This window comes from Streptosporangium becharense (assembly GCF_014204985.1).
In the GTDB taxonomy this organism is placed as follows: Bacteria; Actinomycetota; Actinomycetes; order Streptosporangiales; family Streptosporangiaceae; genus Streptosporangium; species Streptosporangium becharense.
On record NZ_JACHMP010000001.1, the window covers coordinates 735,233 to 753,790 of the forward strand.

Consider the following 18,558-nt stretch of genomic DNA (forward strand, 5'->3'; position numbering starts at 1 on the left):
ACATGAGGAGAGATGACAATGAGCACCTACGTCCTGGTTCCCGGTTTCTGGCTCGGCGCGTGGGCCTGGGAGAAGGTCACCCGTCCGCTGCGTGCCGCGGGGCACGACGTCCACCCGGTCACGCTCACCGGTCTCGGCGACCGGGTGCACCTGGCCGGCCCCCGGGTCGACCTGGAGACCCACATCCAGGACATCGTCCACACCGTCGTCTACGCGGACCTGCGCGAGGTGATCCTCGTGGCGCACAGCGGCGCGGGCGCGCCCGTCACCGGCGCGGCCGACCGGATCCCCGAGCGCGTCGCCCGGATCGTCTACCTCGACAGCGGCCCGCTGGCCGACGGCATGACCCAGCTGGACGCCGGCGAACCCGAGTGGAACGCCTTCGTCGCCGAACGGGTCGCGGAGCGGGGAGACGGGATCGGCTACCCGTTGATCTCCTGGGAGGAGCAGGAGCGCGCCGGTGCCAGCCTGGAGGGGCTGGACGCGGCCGCGCGCGAGTGGTTCGCCTCCCGCGCCACACCGCAGCCGTACGCGGCGATGACCCAGCCGCTGAAGCTCACGGGCGCCGTGGACGCGCTGCCCAAGACACTGGTCTCCTGCTCCTTCCCGCTGGAGCGGGTGCACGCGATGATCGCGGCCGGCCATCCCTTCTTCGCCGCGCTCGCCGGCCCCGAGTGGAGCTTCGCCGAGCTGCCGACCGGCCACTGGCCGATGTTCTCCGAGCCCGACAAGACCGCGGCGGTCCTCGGCGCCCTGGCGGGCTGAGCGGCCCCGGCCCGCAGGGCCGTGTCGGGCCAGGGGCGCTGCCGGGCCGCAGGGCGGCACCGGGCCGGAGGGGTGCCGGACCGGGGCGGAGGGGTGCCGGACCGGGGCGGAGGGGTGCCGGACCGGGGCGATATCGGCAACATGGAGTAATCCGTCATTCACCTGAAGTGACCATGGTGTTCGGGGGACCATCGGGCGGACGCAACAAGCTCCGACCGAAGGATCCACAGTGAGAACAGGCAAGCACCTGGCCCGGCTGGCCGCCGCGGCGACCGCCGCCGGCCTTCTGTGCACGGGCGTCACCACACCGGCACAGGCCGACCCGGCCGTCCCCGCCGCACCGGCCGGCCCCGCCCTCTTGACCGCCCCGGCCGATCCCCCCACCCCCGCCGTCCCCGCCGGGCCGCCCACGGACATCCTGCGGGTGACCGCGCAGTGCGGGAGCGGGGAGATCTGCTTGTGGTACCACCGCGACTTCCAGGGCACGCCGTGGCGCTGGTCACCCGCCGGCGGTCACCGCGACATGCCCCCCTACCTTCGCGGCCACGTCCACTCCTTCTACGCGAACGCCCCCGGCTGCTTCATCGACCGCAACCCCGCGCAGCGGCGCCGGGTGAACGTCGGCGACAACGCCCGCGCCTACGACGTCAACTTCGGCCGGCGGATCGACGCCGTCAGCCGCTTCTGCTGACCCGGCGGCCGGGATCCGGGCCGGCAGCCGGGCCCGGACTCCGCCGGAGCTCCCGGCTCGGCGGGCCGCCGGGCCGAAAGACCGTGACATCCGTCCCGGGCGACACCGGATCGATGGATCTACCCGGTCCGGCGTCCCCTCCGTAACCTTCCCGGTATGACAGCGTTCCCGGTATGGCCGACGCGGACGGCCACGCCGACCGGCGCAGGCCGCGTGACGGGAGGGGCCGGGTGAGAAGACCGGACGAGCCGGGAGAGCTCGCCTTCTACCCGTGGCTGCTGCTCGCCTGTCCCCCGGCGTACGACCTCGCCACGGGTCTCGTGGCGCCGGCGGGTCCGGCGGCCCTGGGGGTCACCGCTTTCGCCGTCCTCTACGTCCTGTGCGTCGCGCTGTCCCTGCGGGGCCGTCGGCCCGCGGCGGCCGTGGCGCTGACCGGGCTGCTGGCGGTGACCTTCGCGCTGCTGACCGGGACCGGGCGGCACTGGTTCCACCTCGCGCCGCCGGCCACCATCGCCTGCGGGCTCGTCCTGCGCGGCAGGGCCGTCTACCCGGTGCTCACGGCGCTGGCGCTCGCTCTGGCCGTGGCGATGTGGCACACGGGAGCGAGCGGGGAGGACGTCTCCCTGGTCATCTGGGGAACGGCCGTCGGCGGCCTGGTGGTCAGCGTCGTCCTGAGGTTGTTCGCGGTGATCACCGAGCTCCGGGAGGCCCGCGGGGAACTGGCCCGCGCCGCGGTGGCCGAGGAACGGCTCCGCTTCTCGCGTGACCTGCACGACCTGCTGGGGCACACCCTGTCGGTGATGGTCGTCAAGGCGGAGGCCGTGCGCCGCCTGGCCTCCCGCGACGCCGGGGCGGCGGCCCGGCAGGCGGCCGACATCGAGGCCGTAGGCCGGGAGGCGCTGGACGAGGTGCGGGCGGTGGTCACCGGCTACCGCGGGCGTGGGCTGACCGCCGAACTGGCCGCGGCACGTGAGGCCCTGGCCGGCGCGGGCATCGCCGTCACGGTCGCCGTCCCCGCCGCGCCGCCGCCTGCGGAGGCCGATGCCCTGCTCGGCTGGGCCGTACGGGAAGGGGTGACCAACGTGGTGCGCCACAGTGGCGCGCGCACCTGCGAGATCAGGCTGGAGGGCACGGTGCTGGAGATCGGCGACGACGGCCGGGGAGCCGGTGGTCACCCGTTCGGCAACGGCCTGCGCGGGCTGGCCGAACGGGTCGCCGCACTCGGCGGGACACTGGAGGCCGGCGGTGAGGACGGCTTCCGGCTGCGGGTGACGCTGCCGTGATCAGGGTGCTGCTCGCCGAGGACCAGGGCATGATGCGTGGCGCGCTGGCCCTGCTGCTGGGGCTGGAGGAGGACATCGAGGTCGTCGCCGCGGTCGCCACCGGCGACGGGATCGTGCCCGCCGCGCTCCGGGAACGGCCCGACGTGGCGCTGCTCGACATCGAGCTGCCGGGGATCAGCGGCCTGGAGGCCGCCGCCCGGTTGCGCGCGGAGCTGCCCGGCTGCCGGGTGCTGATCCTGACCACGTTCGGCAGGCCCGGCTACCTGCGCCGGGCGATGGAGGCCAGCGCGGACGGCTTCCTGGTGAAGGACGGTCCGGTCGAGCAGCTGGCGGCGGCGATCCGCCGGGTGCTGGCGGGCGAGAAGGTCGTCGACCCCGCGCTGGCCGCCGCCGCGCTGGGCAGCGGGGCCAGCCCGTTGACCGGCCGCGAGCGGGACGTGCTCACCGCCGCGGCGGACGGTGCGACGGTCGCCGACATCGCGTCGCGGCTGCACCTGTCGGAGAGCACGGTCCGCAACTACCTGTCCGCCGCGATCGGCAAGACCGGCACCCGCAACCGCATCGAGGCCGCCCGGACCGCCCGGCACAACGGCTGGCTCTGATCAGCAGTACCCCCGCCCGTGCTCCGGCCGCGTGAGGAGAGGTACGGGCGCCGCCGGTGGGCGTGGAGGCCTTCCGGGGACACTCGGTCGTGGCCGGGTCCCGCGCGGGCGGGCGCCGGCGGGGTGCGGAAGCCTCCGTGCCGGGGCCCGGGTTCAGGAGGCGAGCGCGGGCTGCCGGTCGTCCCCGGTGATCCAGTCGCGGACCGCGTCGAACGTGCGCTGCGCGATCAGGCGCTGACCGGCGGCGCTCGGGTGGAAGTAGTCCCACCTGCTGACGTGGTTGAGCGTGAACCGCTGGTTGAACAGGGCGTTGCCGTCGAACCTGCAGGCGGGCCCGTACGCCGCGCAGACCCTGGCGAGGGCCGCGTTGTAGCCGACGACCCGGGCTCGCACGCGGTCGCGCCGCGCACGGTCGGCCGCGGACGTCGCGGTGGGCCGCGACAGCATGGTGGGGCAGATCCGGCCGAACGCCCAGAAACCACGTGCCACCACGCTGTCCTTGCCGACCTGCCACAGCCGCTTGATGTCGGGGATGCTCGCCACGAACACCCGGGCGTCCGGCCGACCGGCCCGCAACAACCGCAGCGCGTCGGAGACCCGTTTCTGGTAGACGGCCACCGGGGTCATCCGGCGTTCGTCGGACGCGCAGGCGTCCTGGGCCCCGATCAGGAGCGTGACGTAGTCGGCACGGTGGCTCACCGCCTTCTCCAGCTGCGCGGCGAGGCCGGCGCTGGTGGCGCCGGGCACCGCGAGGTTCACGTTGTTCCGGTAGACGGCCTCGTCGGCGTCGAGCAGCCTCATGTAGTGGCTCTGCACGGACGGATCGTCGCCCGCCGACCAGGAGCGCGTGACACACCGGACGTACCAGCCGCAGGCGTTGAACCCCGCACTGATGGAGTCGCCGACCGCGACCATGACCACCGGCCGCCACGGTTGCGGGTCCGTCGTCGCGGCGGGGGTGATCGCGGCGGTCGTGAGCACCACCCCTGTGAATGCGGTCACAGTCGTGCGCAGCATGGCACCTCCGGAGCGGGATCATGTCTGCTTCGGATGTATCACCGCAGGACAGCGGGGTGCCGCCAGTTGACCGAGTGCCTTGGTTTTCTTGACGGAGCGTGGCGTCCGCGCCAGCCGGGGAGTCACTGTCGAACACGTTCAGTTTCCCGCATAAAGTGGCAGGGGTGAGTGTAGCGCTCGGATCGACCCGTCCCCTTGTGGTGCGAACCACCCCCGTTGACGACCCCGGCGACCTGTTCACCCGACTTCCCGAGACCGCCCCCTATGCCTGGACACGGCACGGGGAGGGTCTCGTCGGCTGGGGCGAGGCCGTGCGTGTGGCCGTCCCGCCGGGCCCCCGGCGGTTCGACTGGGCCCGTGACCGGCTGTCCGCCATGTTCGCCGAAGCTCTCGTCGAGGACGACGTGGTGGCCCCCGGTTCCGGTCCCGTGGCCTTCGGCTCGTTCACCTTCGACCCCGAGTCTCCGGGATCGGTGCTCGTCGTCCCCCGGACGATCCTCGCCCGGCGCGACGGCCGAGCCTGGTTGACCACCGTCGGTGAGCAGCGGCTCGGCACGGTCACCCCGCTGCGCGACCCGGGCCGGATCCGGTACGGCGACGGCAGTCTGACCGCACCCGAGTGGGAGCACGCCGTGGCCCGCGCCGTGCGCCGGATCAGGTCGGGCCTGCTGGAGAAGACCGTGCTCGCCCGCGACCTGACCGCCACCGCGGAGCGGCCGATCGACGTCCGCCTGCTGCTGTCCCGCCTGGCCCGGCGCTACCCGGAGTGTTACACCTTCTCGTGTTCGGGGCTGGTCGGAGCCACCCCCGAGCTGCTGGTGCGGCGCACCGGGGAGACCGTCGAGTCGCTGGTGCTGGCCGGGACGATCCCCCGGGGCACCGACCGGGCCGACGACATGGCACGCGGGACCGCCCTGTTCGACTCGGAGAAGGACCGCTACGAGCACACCTGCGCGGTGGAGTCGGTACGGGAGGCGCTGGGCCCGCTCTGCTCGGAGCTGAAGATTCCCGAGGTGCCCGAACTGCTGGTCCTCTCCAACGTCCAGCACCTGGCCAGCCCGGTGACCGGGCGGCTGTCGGCGGGCGCCTCGGTTCTGGACGTGGTGGCGGCCATGCACCCGACCGCCGCCGTGGGCGGCACACCCACCGAGGCGGCGCTCGAGGTCATCCGCGAGCTGGAGGGCATGGACCGGGCCGGGTACGCCGGACCGGTCGGCTGGATCGACGCGCGGGGCGACGGCGAGTGGGGCATCGCGCTGCGTTGCGCACAGATCGAGGGGGTGAACGCCCGGTTGTTCGCCGGCTGCGGCATCATGGGCGACTCCGACCCCGCCTCCGAGCTCGCCGAGGCCCAGGCCAAGCTCCGGGTGATGCAGTACGCCCTGGAGGGCTGAGCCGCGGCCCGGCCACCGGGCCGGACACGGAGGGTGACCGATCCTTCGCCCATCCGCGTCTGTTGCCCGGCGGGCGGGTGGGCGTACGCTCACAGTGGCAACACATCGGACATTTCCGACACGAATTCGTCGCTTTCTTCTGCTCGGCGTTCCCTCGCCGCCACGCCGCACGGCCGGCTCGCTCGTCAGGGAGAGGAAGACCACAGTGCTACTGACCACCGACCGTCTCACGGTCCGCGACTGGAGTCCCGACGACGCCCGCGACGCCCTGGCGATCTACGGCGCGCCCGAGGTCACCCGGTGGCTCTCCCCCGCCATGAAGCGCGTGGAGGACGAGCAGGGGATGCGGTCCACGTTGGAGTCGTGGATACGGACCGGAGGCACGCTGACACCCCCGCTGGGCCGCTGGGCGATCGTCCGCGACTCCGACGGGCGGGTGATCGGAGGGCTGTCCCTGCGGTACCTGCCGCCGGACGAGGAGGACATCGAGATCGGCTGGCAGCTCGCCCCGGACGTCTGGGGGAACGGCTACGCCGTCGAGGCGGGCCGCGCGCTGGCCGGATGGGCGTTCTCCATCGGCGCCCACGAGCTCGTCGCGGTCGTCAGGATCGACAACGAGCGGGGGGCCGGAACCGCCAAGCGCCTCGGCATGCAGTGGGTGGGCGAGACGGACAAGTACTACGAGACGCGCCTCAACGTCTACCGGCTCTGGCCCAGCGACCTGACCGACGGCCAGGAGGGCGGCTTCGGCCGCTGAACGCCGTACGCCGCCGGGACCCCGGGCCGGTGACCAGGGCCAAGGCCGGGACCTGGCCCGAGACCAGGCCCGGGGCCGGGTGCCGCCATGGGAGCCCGGCGCCGTCACCCGCGGGACGTCAGGAACCGAGGTAGCGCAGCACGGCGAGGACCCGCCGGCTGTAACCGGTGACGTGGAGCAGGCCGAGCTTGTCGAAGATGGCGTTGACGTGCTTCTCGACGGCGCTCTGGGAGACGCCGAGCCGCTCGGCGATGGAGGCGTTGGTGCAGCCCTCCGCCATCCGGTCGAGCACGTCACGCTCGCGTGGGGTGAGCCGGGCGAGCAGGTCGGTGTGGGTGGTGCGGGCCAGGAGCTGGCGCACCACCTCTGGATCGAAGACCGCTCCTCCCGCCCCGACCCGGTCCAGCGCGTCGAGGAAGTCGGTGACCTGGGCCACGCGGTCCTTGAGCAGGTATCCCACCCCGTCGACGTCGCCGCTCATCAGCTCGGTGGCGTAGCGCTTCTCGACGTACTGCGACAGGACCAGCACGCCTGTGCCCGGCCAGCGGCGCCGGATCTCCAGTGCCGCCCGCAACCCCTCGTCGGTGTGGGCCGGCGGCATCCGTACGTCGGCGACCACGATGTCGGGCCGGTGCTCGGCCACGGCGGCCAGGAGCGCCTCACCGTCACCGACCGCGGCCGGGACCTCGTACCCCTCCTCGACCAGCAGCCGGACCAGTCCCTCACGCAGCAGCGTGGAGTCTTCGGCGAGGATCACCCGCACGGCAGCTCCGCGACGACCGCGGTGGGCCCGCCCGGCGGGCTGTCCACCCGGAAGCGGCCGTCCAGCGCGGCCACCCTGCGGGCCAGGCCGGACAGCCCGCCACCGGCGGGATCGGCGCCACCGCGCCCGTCGTCCCGGACGCACACGACGATCATCGTTCCCTCCCTGACGATCTCGACGGTGACCGAACCGGCCGCCCCGTGCTTGGCCGCGTTCGCGACCGCCTCACAGACCACGAAGTAGGCCGCGGTCTCCACCTGCGGGGCGGGCCGCTCGTCAAGACCGTAGTGCACCGTCACCGGCAGGCCGGCCCGCTCGGCGACGGTGGCGACGGCGTCCCTGAGCCCCAGGGAGTCCAGCGCCGTGGGGTAGACCCGCCAGGCCACGTCCCGCAGGTCCGCCAGCGCCTGGCGGGCCTGGTCGTGGGCCTGGTGGAGCAGGTCGTCGAGCAGTTCGGGTGAGCGGCCCCTGCGGGCGCGGCCGATCAGCACGGCCAGCGCGACCAGGCGCTGCTGGACCCCGTCGTGCAGGTCACGCTCGATGCGCCTGCGTTCCTGGTCGACGGCGGCCACGACGCCCGCGCGGGTCTCGGCCAGCTGGGCGACGCGGCGTTCGAGCAGCTCGGTGGGGCTGGGCCCGAGCAGTTTCCGGGCGGTCCGCCTTTCCAGACCGGCGAGCCCGGCCAGGCCCATCACCTCCAGGAAGAGCAGGACGGACCCGGCGACCAGCAGGTAGAGCGCGAGCGGCGGCGAGGCGGCCATGCCGTCGAACGGCTCACCGCGGAGCCAGTGCCAGGCGATGAGCACGGCGCTGCCGACCCCGGCGACCAGCAGGAACAGCACCAGGGCACCCAGGACCCCGACCGGCCACCGCCACGCCAGGTAGCGCAGCGCCCGGCGGCCGTCGTACCCGGACACCTCCTGCTCGCCGAGCAGCCGCAGTCGCAGGACCTCCGCGTCGGCCAGCCGGACCGCACCCGCCAGCACGCGCGGACGGGCCCGGGGCAGCAGCGTGAAGGGGCCCGCCAGGAGGAGGAAGGCCAGTCCGGCCGGAGCCGAGAGCACCCCGAGGGCGAGCCCGGCCAGTGCCCGGCAGGACCGGATCACCGTGGTCACTGCTCGGCGTGGTGCTTGCCCTTGCGCTTGTCGGAGAGGCGGACCACCACGAAGATCACCATGGCGAGCACGACGATGGCGAGCACGGACTTGGAGACGATGCCCATGTACTGCTCGACCAGGGACCAGTTCTCCCCCAGCAGGTATCCGGCCATCACGAACGCCGTGTTCCAGATCAGGCTGCCCAGCGTGGTGAGGAGGGTGAAGACGGTGACCGGCATCCGCTCGACCCCGGCCGGGATCGAGATCAGGCTCCGGAAGATCGGGATCATCCGGCCGAAGAAGACGGTCTTCCTGCCGTGCTTGGCGAACCACGCCTCGGTCTTCTCGATGTCGGCGACGCTCACCAGCGGCAGCTTCGAGGCGATGGCCACCACGCGCTCCCGGCCGAGCAGCGCCCCGACCCCGTACAGGGCCAGCGCGCCGACCACCGACCCGAGGGTCGTCCAGAGCACGGCGTCGAACAGCCCCATGTTGCCCTTGCTGGCGGTGAACCCGGCCAGCGGCAGGATCACCTCGCTCGGCAGCGGCGGGAACAGGTTCTCCAGCGCGATGGCCAGCCCCGCTCCGGGCGCGCCCAGGGTTTCCATAAGGGAGATCGCCCATCCGGCGATTCCGTCGACATTCGGTGAACTCATAGGGACAAGGCTACGGAGAGCTGGGTACGGCGTGTATGAGGAACGCCGTCGAGCCTGTCTCGGACACACCTCAGCGCCTTCCTGCGGAAAACCCCAGGAAGGCGCCGCGGCGGCGGCGCAGGACACCGCCTCGCGGACGTTTCAGCACGTCACCCGGCCGATCCGAGACCCCGCCGCAGGAAGGGCACAGGCGCCGGGCACCCGTTCCGGTCGCCGGCGGGCGGGTACGGGGGCCGGCGGGCCACGCCGGGCGGCAGAGAAGTGTGACCCATCCCACACTCGCGCCGCCCGGCGCGCACCCCTCCCGGCCGGATTCACTCTCTTGCGAGGTGGACCGGCTCCCCCGCCTCGATCTCCGCCCGCCCGGCGGTCAGCGTGGCGATCCAGCCGGGGAAGGTCGGCAGGTCGGCCTCGCGGACCGCGACGCGGAAGCCGACCTCGGCACCGTAGACGACCTCCCTGACCTCGTACGGCGAGGCGCGCAGGTCGTTCTCCAGCCGCCCGGCCCTGATGTGGTCGACCGTCACGGTCATGACCCGGGCGGGCACCATCTCGGTCAGCGGAGTGAGGTCCAGCGTCTTGCCGACGGACGAGCCGTAGGCGCGGACCAGGCCGCCCGCGCCGAGCTTGACCCCGCCGAAGTAGCGGGTGACCACGGTCACCACGTCGGAGAGCCCTCTGCGCAGCAGTGTCTCCAACATCGGGGTGCCCGCGGTGCCGCCCGGCTCCCCGTCGTCGTCGGCCCGCTGGATCCCGCGGTCGCCGCCGATCACATAGGCCGAGCAGTTGTGGGTGGCGTCGCCGTACAGGCTCCTGCGGCCGGCGACGAACCGCCTGGCCTCCTCCTCGGAACGCGCCGGGCCGACCGCGCACAGGAACCGCGACCGTTTGATCTCGATCTCGTGCTCGGTGACGTCTTCCGGGGTCAGGTACGGTTCGCGCACCCGCAAAGGCTACCGGCGCGCGGCCCGCCACTTCGGCGCCGGGACTGTTCGCAGTCCTCCTCCCGCGCATCCGACGGGACCGGCGGCCGGCCGCACGCCCGACGAGACCGGCGGCCGGCCGCACGCCCGACGAGACCGGCGGCCGGCCGCACGCCCGGCGGGACCACCGGCCGCCCGCCTGTGCACCCGGACGGGACAACCGGTCCCCCGCACACCGGACGCGACCACCGGCAGGCGTCCCGCGCCCGGCCGCGGGTGCAACTCCGTACGTCTAACGGGCTGGGAACGGGGCATAGATACCCCGGCTCCTCACAAGGCGACAAAGAGTAACTTTCATCGCAAGATGGCATGAAAACCATCAAAATCATGAAAGGTGCGAGACAGCCGGTGCCCGGGACCGGGCACCATCACCGACAGACGGATCCCCGCAAGCCGTGGACTCCCCGGCTCCTTTTCCAGGCTCTTGCCTTCGCGGGAAAAGGGATTATATTTGCGATACTGTCAGTAGGGATTAAGGGTAATAACGATGCCCCTGCCGGATTTCCTCACGATAGGTGCCCCCAAGGCGGGAACGACCGCCCTGCACGCCGCGCTGGCCCGCCATCCGGGCCTGTTCCTCTCAGCGGTGAAGGAACCGAAGTTCTTTCTCAGCGACGGCCCGCCGCCGACCCGGGGCGGTCCGGGCGACGCCCAGACCTACCGGGAACACATCTGGCGGCGCGAGGACTACGAGGACCTGTTCTCCGGCGCCCCGCCGGGCACCCTGCGGGGCGAGTCCACACCGTTCTACCTGTACGACCTCCAGGCGCACCGCCGCATCAGGAAGCTGATCCCCGACGTCAGGCTCATCGTCGTGCTCCGCGACCCGGTGGAGCGCGCCCACTCCAACTGGACGCACCTGTGGTCGGCGGGGCTGGAGCCGATCGGCGACGTGGTGCGGGCCTGCGCCGAGGAGGAGCGGCGCATCAGGGCGGGCTGGGCGCCGTTCTGGCACTACATCGCCCTGGGCAGGTACGGCGAGCAACTGCGGCACCTGTACGCCCACTTCCCCCGCGAGCAGGTGCTGGTCTTCCGCTACCGCGACCTGGTCGACCGTCCCGCCGACACCCTCGACCGGATCTGCCGCTTCCTCGGCGTCGAGACCGGTGTCGTCACCGAGGTTCCCCGGGAGAACGTGACCGCCCACCCCGAGCCCACCCGCGGCCACCGGGTGCTGTCACGGGCGCTGCGCATCGGGGCGACGGTGGGGCGGTTCCTGCCACCGCGGATGAGCGGGACGCTGACCGATCCGCTGGAGCGCAGGCTCCAGCAGCGGGCCCGGTCCCGCCAGCCGCTGACCTGGGAACAGCGGGCCCGGCTGCTGCGTCACTTCGCCGATGACGTGCCGTTGCTGCAGCAGGTGACCGGCGAGGACTTCAGCGACTGGCTGCTCCCCCGCGAGCGCTCCGGCGGCCTGGTGGGCATCCGTCCCGACGGCCAGCGCCAGGCCCGCAACGGCCGCCCCCAGCCCTGACCCGGCGACCCGGCGGCGACGGACCGGTCACCGCGCACCGGGCGCCCGGCCGTCACGGGTCGGCCGCGGTCAGCCTCCCGTCGCGGGCCGGCGGCGTGCACCGCGGTCCGCGACCACACCGGCGCCGTGTCAGCGCAGCTCGGTACGGAGCTCGTGGGCGCCGTCGGGCCGGGTGTACTCGTAGTAGAGCCGCCGCCCGCCGCCGGGCAGGTCCACGATGTCCATGTAGCGCAGGCCGCCGCCCGCGTACGGCGAGGCCGCGGCCGGCTCGGTGCCGACCGGGGTCAGCACGGCCGGGTCGGCGCCGACCGCCACCCCGGTCTTCTCCTCGTAGTTCTCCGCGGCGGTGGCCCGCCCGTCGTAGAGGGCCACCACCTCCCCGTCGAGGAAGCGGACCGCGGCCACCCTGGTGCCCCGGGAGTCCCAGCAGCCGGGACGGCCGCTGAGCGCCGTGCCCTGCCACGTCCACTCGACGCCGTCGGCGCTGGTGGCGTAGTCGGTCACCATCTGGTCGGCATCCTCCGGCTCGGCCAACGGGTGGCAGGAGGCCCACAGGTGCCACAGGCCGTCGTGCCAGACGATCACCGGGTCCTTGACCCCCGTCTTGGGGTCACCGGGCAGGACCACCTGCCGGTGCTCCGCGCGGAAGGCGGCCGGGTCGGCGGCCTCCAGCACCTCGACCCGCCAGTGCTTGCTGCCGTGGGTGGCGCAGCTGAGATAGAGCCGCCAGCGTCCTTCGGGGGTGCGGACCAGGGTGGGCCGCTCCAGCGACTCGGTGTCCATCTCCTGCCTGCCGATCGTGAGCAGGGTCTCGAACCGCTCACCATCGCGCGAGCGGGCGACGGCGACGGCGTAGCCGCGTCCCTCGCCGACCGGGCGGCGCAAGCGGTAGGCGAGGTAGATCCACCCGTCGCTCTCCACCGCGCTCGGAGCACCGGCCCAGTGGCCCTCCCCCGGATGGGCGGGCTCGATCGCCACGGTGGAGCGGGCGGGGTCGGGAAGGAAGTCTTCGATGGTAGACACGGCACCGAGGGTAGGCAGGGCTTCCGCTGCGCTCATGGACAATCACCAATCGTGTTCACGTGCTTGATCGTCCCTTGACGGCCAGGGGACGACGTCGTTTCACGGCCTCTCGCGCGGGGATTCCGGCGGCTGCCGCCTCTTTTTCCGCCGGGGACGGCCCGAAGGGCCGGAACGGGTGTCGAAGGGCAGGTCAGAGGCACCGGACGTGCTGAAAGCCTTGATGCTCGACCGTACACGCTGCCGGGAGGTGTACGGGCTTCGGCACGCTGACCGGCCCCGGTCGCCGTGGCGACCGGCCCGGCGGTCGGCTGACGCGTGCCCATCGCGGTCAGGAGTGGCGGAGCGTGCCGCCCGGCACGGGGACGGCCGGAAACGGGTTGTCGGGTGGCAGGACGAGCCGTCCGGCCCGCTCCGGGTGGATGGCGGCGCCGAGATGGAGCAGGGCGGCCCCGACGCCGGCCGCGCCGACCATGTAGCCGGTGTCGGCGGTGACCTCGCCGGGCCGCAGGCGCCGGTACGCCTGGTACCAGCGCGCTCCCCGCCCGTCGTGGCGGGTGGCCCGGCCGGTCAGGTTCTCGCCCAGGGTGTGCGCGAACTCCAGGTGGTCGCGGCGGCCGGTCACCGACCAGAGCCCGACGAACAGCTCCAGCAGCCCGGCGGTGCCGCAGCACTGGCAGGCCGAGTCCCAGTAGCCGCGGGTCCGCCGGGCCGGGGCACCGCTGCTGACGACGCCCCTGGCCAGCCGCTCGGCCCAGTCGAGGTCGGCGGCGTCGCCCGCCACCCGGTACAGCTCGCAGAACATCCGGGCCACCCCGGCCGATCCCGAGCAGAACCCGAGGTAGTGCAGGTCACGGCCCTGTGGGAGGTGGTGCGGGACCAGCGCGCACCGTGCGGTCACCGTGCTGACCGCGCGGACGAAGTCGGCCCCGCGACGGGAGGCGGTCAGGAAGTCGCGCTCACCGGTCAGGCCGTGCAGCCGGGCGAGGAGGAAGGCCGTGCCCGCGGTGCCCGCCAGGAATCCGGGGGTGACCGCGTCCAGTGGCAGGTCGGCGCAGGCACCCTCGCCGAAGCGGTGCCCCGGGACCGCGAGCGCGGCGATGCGGGCGCCGGCCTCGACGGCGACCTCCCGGTAGGCCGGCACCCCCAGGATGCCCGCCGCGTGCAGCAGCCCCAGGATGATCCCGCCGTCGCCGCGCTGGGCGGGGTCGCCGGTCCAGCCCGGGGCTCCGCCGATCGGCCGGGCGGAGCGCACGATGTGGTCGCCCACGGCGACCGCCTCGATCTCGAAGGCGTGCTCACCGGTCGCCCAACCGGCCTCCGCGAGCGCGAACATCACCCCCGCCAGCCCGTGGTACAGGGAGAGGTCGGCCTGTTCCCGCCAGGTGGCGGTGAGGTAGCGGGCCCCGGCGGCGGCGTCGTCGAGGTAGCCGTCGTCCCCGGTGACGGCGGCCAGCTCCAGGAAGAACAGCACGATCCCGGCCGCCCCCGAGTACAGCGACAGCGGGTGGTCGGGCATGGCCGCCCGGCCCCGGGGGTCGGGATTGGCCCGCCAGTGACGGCCCCGGGCGTCGTCCACGGCCGCGGAACGGATCCAGCGCGCGGCCTCGGCGGCGGTGCCGAACAGGCTGTCGCCCTCCCGGTCCGGACTCCTGTCCGGTTCCAGGCTCATGGCGCCTCCCTTCGTACGACGGGACACCAACTTTACCCGCATTTCCTACAGGATCAATGGGTAATATGGGGCGTACGGGCCGTTCCCGGCGGAACCGCGGTGCCCGCCCGCCTCCCCCCACCTCCCCGGCCGGGTCGCCGGTGAGGTCCCGGCGAGGCCGCCGGAAGGACCCCGGTTCCCGGAGCGCCGGGGGCGCCCGTTCGCGGGCCGTCGGGAGAGCCCCTCAGGAAGGGCCGCCGGGAAAGCCCCTCAGGAAGGGCCGCCGGGAAAGCCCCTCAGGAAGGGCCGCCGGGAAGGGCGAGGCCGCCGACGGCCGATCCCGCCAGATCGAACCCGGCGACGTGCGCGACATAGCCGCCCGGCTCGAAGAGCGACCCGCCCAGCGGGATGAAGACCCCGCCCGCCTGCCGGATCAGCAGTGCCCCCGCCGCCACGTCCCACGGGCTCACCCTGCTGCCGTAGGCCACGTCCGCCCAGCCGCCCGCGACGTGGGCCAGTTTGAGCGCGGTGCTGCCGGGACGGCGCATTGAGGCGAACGAGGTCACGAACCTCTCGAAGTGCCGCAACGCCGTCTCCCCGTCCTCGGCGAGGTCACCCGCGGTGGGGTAGCTGGTCAGCAGCATCGCCTCCCGGTCCCGCACGGCTCCGGCGCTGCGCAACCGCGTCCCGTTGCACCAGGATCCGCCCAGGTCACCCCGGAACTCGTCGTCGCGCAACGGGTCGTACACCACGCCCGCGACCAGTTCGTCCCCGGCGGCGGCGGCGATCGACACGCAGAAGAACGGCACCCCGGCGGCGAAGTTCGCGGTCCCGTCGATCGGGTCGACGTACCAGCGGATCTCACCGGACCCGTCCGCACCACCCTCCTCGCCGATGACGGTGCTACCCGGGACGCGTTCGCCGAGGATCTCGCGGATGGTCTCCTCCGCGGCGCGGTCGTGCTCGGTGACCGGGTCGTGGAAGTCACTCTTCGTCTGCACCGCGGGGCGCGACCTGAACGCCTCGCGGAGCCGGTCGCCCACCGAACGCGCGGCCTCGGCCGCGATCGCGGAGAGCTCGTTCGAGGTGCTCAGATCCATGCTTCCTCCTGCGGCACGAGCCGCCCTCGCGGACCACCCGGCGGCGCGGGTTCCACCGGGCGGCGGGAATCCTCCGGGCCCGCCGGGGCCACGGCCCGGAGCCGGGCCTCTCGGTCGCCGTCCCGGGTCGCAACCGGGCGTCCCGCCCTCCATCCTGTCCGAACCCTCCCGCCCCCGGGAGCGCCGGGTGCCGGGGTGAACCGGTGCCGGCTCCAGGTCTCGTATGCCGCGGACGGCCCCGGGTGGGGGAAAACACCTCGGGGTAAAAATCCCCGTATGACGCTATATGCGAGGTCAGGCCGTGTACGGCCGCGGAGATGAGTGGGCCGCGGTCCTCGGCCTCCTGCGGAGCGTGACCGACGCCACCGTGAACGTGCTGCTCGTCGAGGGCGGACCGGGCATCGGGAAGACACTGCTGCTGGACGAGGCCGCGGGCGCCGCGGCCGCGCGCGGGACGGCCGTCGCGAGCGGGCGGTCCGGACGGGCCCGCCCGGCCCCGTCCGGACCGCCGCTGTGGGCGCTGCGGGAGGATCCGGCGTCACCGGTCGTCGCTGAGAGCACCTGCGCCGGGTGGCCGGGGCCGATGCTGTGGCCGGCGGAGCGGGTGCGGCTCTCGCTGGAGCGGAGGTCCGCCGCGGGACCGCTGCTGGTGACCCTCGACGACCTCCAGTGGGCCGATCCGGCCACACTCATGGTCCTGCGGACTCTGCCGTCGTGGCTGGCGGACCGGCCCGTGGCGTGGTTGCTGGCCCGCCGCGGCACGAGCGCGCGGGGAGACGCGGGCCTGTTGTTCGACCTGCTGGAGGAGGAGGGGGCCGGGCGGGTCGTGCTACGCCCGCTGGACGGCGACGCGGTGGCCGAGCTGGCCGCCGACGCGCTGACCGGGACCCCCGAAGGGGAACTGGCCGAGCTGGTCGCCCAGGCGGGCGGCGACCCGCTCCTGCTCCTCGCGCTCCTGACCGGGCTGCGCGAGGAGGGCTCCGTCGTGGTCGAGGCGGGGGCCGCGCGCCTGGCCGGGACGGCGGTGGCCGGGGTGACGCTACCGTGGCGGGTGCACACCGCCGTCCGGCGGCGCCTGGACGAACTGGGCACCGGGACCCGGCACGTCCTGGAGGCCGCGGCGGCGCTCGGGCGCTCGTTCTCTCCGGCGTACGCGGCCGAGACGCTGGGCGAGCCGCCGGCGGCGCTGCTGCCCTCGCTGGAGGAGGCCCTGAGCGCGGGCGTGCTCGACGCCACCTCCGACGGGTTGATCTTCCGGCACGAACTGCTGTGGCGGTCGATCGTCGAGCAGGTCCCGGTGCCGGCGCGGACAGCGCCGCGGGAGCGGGTCGCCCGCCGCCCGCCGGGCCGCGCCGGACCCCGGTCCCGGCGCGGCCCGGCGGGCGGCGGGGCCACCCCGGAGTCGCTGACGAACCTGGCCCTGCTCGTCTGGGACGAGGGCCGGCTCTCCCGGGGCCTGGACCTGGTCCGCGAAGCCGTACGGCTGCCCCCGGACGGCCTCCCCCGGCAGCCGCGGGCGGTGCTGGCCACGATGCTGACCGATCTCCGGCTGCTCGACGAGGCGGAGACGACGATCGCGAGCACCGTGGAGGAGGCCGCGGGCGAGCCCGTGTGGGCCGCCGAGATCCCGGTGCTGCTCGCCCGTCTGGACCTCGCCTCGGGCCGGCTGGGAAGCGCGATCGAACGCGCCGAGACCGGGCTGACCGCCGCGGAGATCCTGGGAGCCCCGGCCCTGGCCTCCGCCGCGGTGTCGGTGCTCGGCACCGCGTCGCTGCGCGCGGGCGACCTCCCCGGCGCTCTGCGCTACCTGGAGCACGACCCGGTCAGGTCGGCGTGGAGTGCGCCACCGTACATGCGGCTGTGCTCGGAGCTGACGGCCGGGCGGATCGACGAGGCCCGCGGTGGCGCGGCGTGCGGGATGATCTCGCTGAGCGTGGTCTACGACGCCCTGCCCCGGCACACCGGTGCGCTCACCGGCGAGCCGACGGCCGCCGCCTGGCTGGTACGGGTGGCGATGGCGGTGGACGACCGGCGGCGCGCCGACGCGGTCGTCGACGCGGCCGAGGGCATCGCCTGGCGCAACCCGGGCCTGCCCGGCCCGGCGGTGGCCGCGGTACACGCGCGCGCCTTGCGCGAGCACGATCCCGAGGCGCTGTTCCGGGTGATCGGTGAGCACACCGACCCGTGGGCCAAAGGCTCGGCCGCCGAGGACCTCGGCGTGCTTCTCGGTGCCGATCCCGGCTGCCGGGAGCAGGTGATCGAGAACCTCGACACCGCCCTCACCTGCTACGGGGCCGCCGGAGCGGCCCGTGACACCGCCCGGGTGCGGGGCCGGCTCCGCCGGTTGGGCGAGCGGCGCCGCCACTGGGTGAGGACCGAGCACCCGGTCTCGGGCTGGGCCAGCCTGACCGGGACCGAACAGGCCGTCTGCCGCCTGGTCGCCCAGGGGCTGACGAACCGGCAGGCCGCCGGGCAGATGTTCATCAGCGAGCACACCGTCGCCTTCCACCTGCGGCAGGTCTTCCGCAAGCTGGGCATCCGCTCCCGGGTCGAGCTGGCCGGGCTCGCGGTCCGGGCCGGCGCCGGGCAGGACGCCCGCCACCGCTGACGGAGGCGATCAGGACGTCACCCGCCGGACGCGGCAGGGCCGGCAGGGCTCATTCGCGGGTGGCGACGGGCTCTCCACCGGACAGGCCGGCCCGGACCACGGCCCCCTCACCGACGCCCCCGGATCCGCCGCCTTCCCCGGTGACCACCGGGGAAGGCGGCACCGGATCAGATCTGCTGGCGCATCTGCTGGGGAAGACCGACGTCGAGCAGCCTGCGCGCCTCGGTGGCGTGCGGAATGGCGACGAGCAGGTCGTAACGCCCGGCGACCAGGGAGTCGGAGGACAGGAAGTCGCGTTTGCCGCCGGTCATGGCGTGGCCGATCAGACCGAAGACCGCTCCGGCCACGGCGCCCCAGAGCAGGCCCCACAGCGCCAGGGTGAGGAAGATCCTGCCGGGCATGAAGATCCCGAAGAAGAGGCCGATCAGCAGGCCGAACCAGGCGCCGGAGGCGGCCCCCATGCCGGCCGCCCGCAGGTAGGTCAGCCGTCCGAGCACCCGCTCGACGAGCCGGAGGTCGACCCCGACGATCATGGCGTGCTCGACGGGGAACCGCTGGTCCGACAGACGGTCCACGGCCTGCTGGGCTTCGGCGTAGGTGCCGAAGCCGGCCACCTTCTCGTGGGCGGACAGGTTGATGTCAGGTCGCATGACGCTTCCCTTCACGGTGGGTGGTACTCACCCACCGTGACCGGACG

17 protein-coding genes are annotated in these 18,558 nt (G+C 73.8%); 8 read left to right on the forward strand and 9 right to left on the reverse strand.

Going from position 1 to position 18,558, the window contains the following annotated elements; all coding sequences use genetic code 11:
* Window positions 1–18 precede the first annotated feature (18 nt).
* From F4562_RS03210 to F4562_RS03225, 4 genes are all read left to right on the forward strand, one after another.
* Complete coding sequence (locus tag F4562_RS03210; protein WP_184548612.1) at window positions 19–765, forward strand: alpha/beta fold hydrolase; 747 nt, start codon at window positions 19–21, stop codon at window positions 763–765.
* A gap of 229 nt (window positions 766–994) precedes the next feature.
* Entirely contained in the window at window positions 995–1,456 is a 462-nt protein-coding gene (locus F4562_RS34560; protein ID WP_221207939.1) for a peptidase inhibitor family I36 protein, read from the forward strand.
* A gap of 173 nt (window positions 1,457–1,629) precedes the next feature.
* Window positions 1,630–2,739: a sensor histidine kinase gene (locus tag F4562_RS03220; protein WP_184548613.1), complete on the forward strand. Its 1,110-nt coding sequence runs from the start codon at window positions 1,630–1,632 to the stop codon at window positions 2,737–2,739.
* A complete protein-coding gene (locus F4562_RS03225; RefSeq protein ID WP_184548614.1) occupies window positions 2,736–3,341 on the forward strand; it encodes a response regulator transcription factor in 606 nt (201 codons plus the stop codon). The genes F4562_RS03220 and F4562_RS03225 overlap by 4 nt, the downstream gene beginning before the upstream one ends.
* Before the next feature lie 153 nt (window positions 3,342–3,494).
* Here the strand turns inward: F4562_RS03225 and F4562_RS03230 are convergent, their stop codons facing one another.
* On the reverse strand, window positions 3,495–4,358 hold the full coding sequence (locus F4562_RS03230) for an SGNH/GDSL hydrolase family protein (protein WP_184548615.1): 864 nt from the start codon (window positions 4,356–4,358) through the stop codon (window positions 3,495–3,497).
* Window positions 4,359–4,522: 164 nt separating this feature from the next.
* On the opposite strand from F4562_RS03230, the gene F4562_RS03235 reads away from it, so the two are divergent.
* Together F4562_RS03235 and F4562_RS03240 are read left to right on the forward strand one after the other, a co-directional pair.
* Window positions 4,523–5,752, forward strand: a complete 1,230-nt coding sequence (locus tag F4562_RS03235) for an isochorismate synthase (RefSeq protein WP_184548616.1) — start codon at window positions 4,523–4,525, stop codon at window positions 5,750–5,752.
* A 211-nt stretch (window positions 5,753–5,963) separates the two neighbouring features.
* A complete protein-coding gene (locus F4562_RS03240) occupies window positions 5,964–6,509 on the forward strand; it encodes a GNAT family N-acetyltransferase (RefSeq protein ID WP_221207951.1) in 546 nt (181 codons plus the stop codon).
* A 118-nt stretch (window positions 6,510–6,627) separates the two neighbouring features.
* Here the strand turns inward: F4562_RS03240 and F4562_RS03245 are convergent, their stop codons facing one another.
* The 4 genes from F4562_RS03245 to F4562_RS03260 form a co-directional block, all read right to left on the reverse strand.
* On the reverse strand, window positions 6,628–7,272 hold the full coding sequence (locus tag F4562_RS03245) for a response regulator (protein WP_184548618.1): 645 nt from the start codon (window positions 7,270–7,272) through the stop codon (window positions 6,628–6,630).
* Window positions 7,263–8,387, reverse strand: coding sequence for a sensor histidine kinase (locus F4562_RS03250; RefSeq protein ID WP_311734297.1), 1,125 nt, complete (start codon window positions 8,385–8,387; stop codon window positions 7,263–7,265). The genes F4562_RS03245 and F4562_RS03250 overlap by 10 nt, the downstream gene beginning before the upstream one ends.
* Window positions 8,384–9,025, reverse strand: coding sequence for a DedA family protein (locus F4562_RS03255; protein ID WP_184548619.1), 642 nt, complete (start codon window positions 9,023–9,025; stop codon window positions 8,384–8,386). Before F4562_RS03255 ends, F4562_RS03250 begins: the two co-directional genes overlap by 4 nt.
* A gap of 314 nt (window positions 9,026–9,339) precedes the next feature.
* Complete coding sequence (locus F4562_RS03260; RefSeq protein WP_184548620.1) at window positions 9,340–9,969, reverse strand: YigZ family protein; 630 nt, start codon at window positions 9,967–9,969, stop codon at window positions 9,340–9,342.
* Window positions 9,970–10,495: 526 nt separating this feature from the next.
* Between F4562_RS03260 and F4562_RS03265 the strand changes: the two genes are divergently transcribed.
* On the forward strand, window positions 10,496–11,482 hold the full coding sequence (locus F4562_RS03265; protein WP_184548621.1) for a sulfotransferase family protein: 987 nt from the start codon (window positions 10,496–10,498) through the stop codon (window positions 11,480–11,482).
* A 129-nt stretch (window positions 11,483–11,611) separates the two neighbouring features.
* Here the strand turns inward: F4562_RS03265 and F4562_RS03270 are convergent, their stop codons facing one another.
* The 3 genes from F4562_RS03270 to F4562_RS03280 all read right to left on the reverse strand — a co-directional run bounded on the left by F4562_RS03270 (window position 11,612) and on the right by F4562_RS03280 (window position 15,253).
* Window positions 11,612–12,505 (reverse strand): hypothetical protein, encoded by an 894-nt coding sequence (locus tag F4562_RS03270; RefSeq protein WP_311734298.1) that lies wholly within the window; start codon window positions 12,503–12,505, stop codon window positions 11,612–11,614.
* A 328-nt stretch (window positions 12,506–12,833) separates the two neighbouring features.
* A complete protein-coding gene (locus F4562_RS03275; protein WP_184548623.1) occupies window positions 12,834–14,174 on the reverse strand; it encodes a lanthionine synthetase LanC family protein in 1,341 nt (446 codons plus the stop codon).
* A 275-nt stretch (window positions 14,175–14,449) separates the two neighbouring features.
* The gene (locus F4562_RS03280; protein WP_184548624.1) at window positions 14,450–15,253 is read right to left on the reverse strand and encodes an inositol monophosphatase family protein; all 804 of its coding nucleotides are present in this window, start codon (window positions 15,251–15,253) and stop codon (window positions 14,450–14,452) included.
* 286 nt (window positions 15,254–15,539) lie between these two features.
* Between F4562_RS03280 and F4562_RS36200 the strand changes: the two genes are divergently transcribed.
* Window positions 15,540–17,861, forward strand: coding sequence for a helix-turn-helix transcriptional regulator (locus F4562_RS36200; RefSeq protein ID WP_375782506.1), 2,322 nt, complete (start codon window positions 15,540–15,542; stop codon window positions 17,859–17,861).
* Between the two features lie 167 nt (window positions 17,862–18,028).
* Here F4562_RS36200 and F4562_RS03290 read toward each other — a convergent pair whose 3' ends face one another.
* Window positions 18,029–18,511 (reverse strand): YflT domain-containing protein, encoded by a 483-nt coding sequence (locus tag F4562_RS03290; protein ID WP_184548626.1) that lies wholly within the window; start codon window positions 18,509–18,511, stop codon window positions 18,029–18,031.
* Window positions 18,512–18,558: the final 47 nt, after the last annotated feature.

Excerpts from the sequence above, each read along its gene's own strand:
- F4562_RS03220 (WP_184548613.1), top strand. The coding sequence starts at position 1,630 with ATGGCCGACGCGGACGGCCACGCCGACCGGCGCAGGCCGCGTGACGGG.
- F4562_RS03265 (WP_184548621.1), top strand. The coding sequence starts at position 10,496 with ATGCCCCTGCCGGATTTCCTCACGATAGGTGCCCCCAAGGCGGGAACG.
- F4562_RS03230 (WP_184548615.1), bottom strand. The coding sequence starts at position 4,358 with ATGCTGCGCACGACTGTGACCGCATTCACAGGGGTGGTGCTCACGACC.
- F4562_RS03255 (WP_184548619.1), bottom strand. The coding sequence starts at position 9,025 with ATGAGTTCACCGAATGTCGACGGAATCGCCGGATGGGCGATCTCCCTT.
- F4562_RS03210 (WP_184548612.1), top strand. The coding sequence starts at position 19 with ATGAGCACCTACGTCCTGGTTCCCGGTTTCTGGCTCGGCGCGTGGGCC.
- F4562_RS03280 (WP_184548624.1), bottom strand. The coding sequence starts at position 15,253 with ATGGATCTGAGCACCTCGAACGAGCTCTCCGCGATCGCGGCCGAGGCC.
- F4562_RS03275 (WP_184548623.1), bottom strand. The coding sequence starts at position 14,174 with ATGAGCCTGGAACCGGACAGGAGTCCGGACCGGGAGGGCGACAGCCTG.
- F4562_RS03290 (WP_184548626.1), bottom strand. The coding sequence starts at position 18,511 with ATGCGACCTGACATCAACCTGTCCGCCCACGAGAAGGTGGCCGGCTTC.
- F4562_RS36200 (WP_375782506.1), top strand. The coding sequence starts at position 15,540 with ATGCGAGGTCAGGCCGTGTACGGCCGCGGAGATGAGTGGGCCGCGGTC.